Below are 1,266 nucleotides of genomic sequence, written 5' to 3'. Positions count from 1 at the left end.
GCCAACAGGGTCGGTATTTGTTACCGACCCTGTTGGCTTAATCGTATTTACCAATAGTCATGCTCAAACTTGGTTTTCTGAATCAAACGGAACGCTACTAGGACAAGCTATTTGTACATTGTTTGACCCCCAACAAAACATTCAGCTAAGTCAAAATATGAGTAAGGTATTAGTCAACGGCGCACAGACCAATGATGAAATCCAGTTAAATGATAGAGACGTTCAGGTTCATTGCGCCCCCTTTATTGTCGATGAAGACATTGACGCAGGCTTGATGATCACACTTTCAGATATCACCGAAATTCGCCAACAACAGCGTGAAAAAAATCAGCTTATTGACTTTTTATCTCACGATGTCCGTTCTCCGCTGGTATCACAGCTAGCCATGCTTAACGGGCTCAGAACTGGTCGAATCAACTGGGATAGCACGCTAATTGATGAAATTGAAAGCCACGCCAAAAGAAGCTTGAATCTGTCAGACCAATTTTTGCAAATCACTCGCGCAGAACAGAGCGCCGAGCAAAGCTTTTATGAGTTTGACCTGCTCAATGCAGTCGAAGATAGCATTGACTCCTTGTCCCAACAGGCAAAAGCGAAAGGCATTAATCTAGAGTTCTCTGATGAAGAACCTATCTGGCTACTCGGCAATGCAGAGTTGATTGAGCGAGCTATCACCAACCTGCTTTCCAATGCTGTCAAATACAGCCCTGAAGACACAACGGTTACAATTAAAACCCGTTGTACTCAAGATAAGGCGATTATCGATATTTCAGATCAAGGCTTTGGCATCAGTCCTGAAGAGCTTCCTTTTATTTTCAAGCGCTTTCACCGCCAAAGACAGACAGAATTAAGCGGCGATAAAGGTGCAGGTTTAGGTTTGAATTTTGTCCAGGTTGTAATTAAAAAACACAAAGGTAGCATTGATGTTCAGAGCGAAGCGAATCAAGGCACCTGCTTTACCTTGACCTTACCACTAGCAGAGAATAATTAAATACTTGGAGCAACATTCCATGACAACTAAAGTTTTGTTCATAGGTTTAGGGGTAATGGGATATCCTATGGCTGGTCACCTTTCCAAACATTGTGACCTTCACGTCTACAATCGTAGTACCTCAAAATCCCAACGTTGGCTCGAAGAGTATGAAGGCCAAATACTGCTAGACCTTAAGAAGATTGATCATAAGTTCGACCTCGTCATAAGCTGCATCGGCAATGATAAAGATCTCGAAGAGGTCTACCTGTCCGAACAAGGCCTGCTCGCCCAAT

2 protein-coding genes are annotated in these 1,266 nt (G+C 43.1%); both read left to right on the top strand.

Annotation, left to right across the window (positions count from 1 at the left end; all coding sequences use genetic code 11):
• A partial coding sequence (locus A3766_RS25455) for a PAS domain-containing sensor histidine kinase (RefSeq protein ID WP_156509136.1) occupies positions 1-991 on the top strand: 991 nt, incomplete at its 5' end.
• A 19-nt stretch (positions 992-1,010) separates the two neighbouring features.
• Positions 1,011-1,266 (top strand): NAD(P)-binding domain-containing protein (locus A3766_RS25450; RefSeq protein ID WP_197479743.1); only part of this gene is annotated, 256 nt, incomplete at its 3' end.

This window comes from Oleiphilus sp. HI0132 (assembly GCF_001635845.1).
The sequence above is the reverse complement of the archived record's forward strand: the minus strand, read 5'-3'. Positions and strand labels throughout refer to the sequence as shown.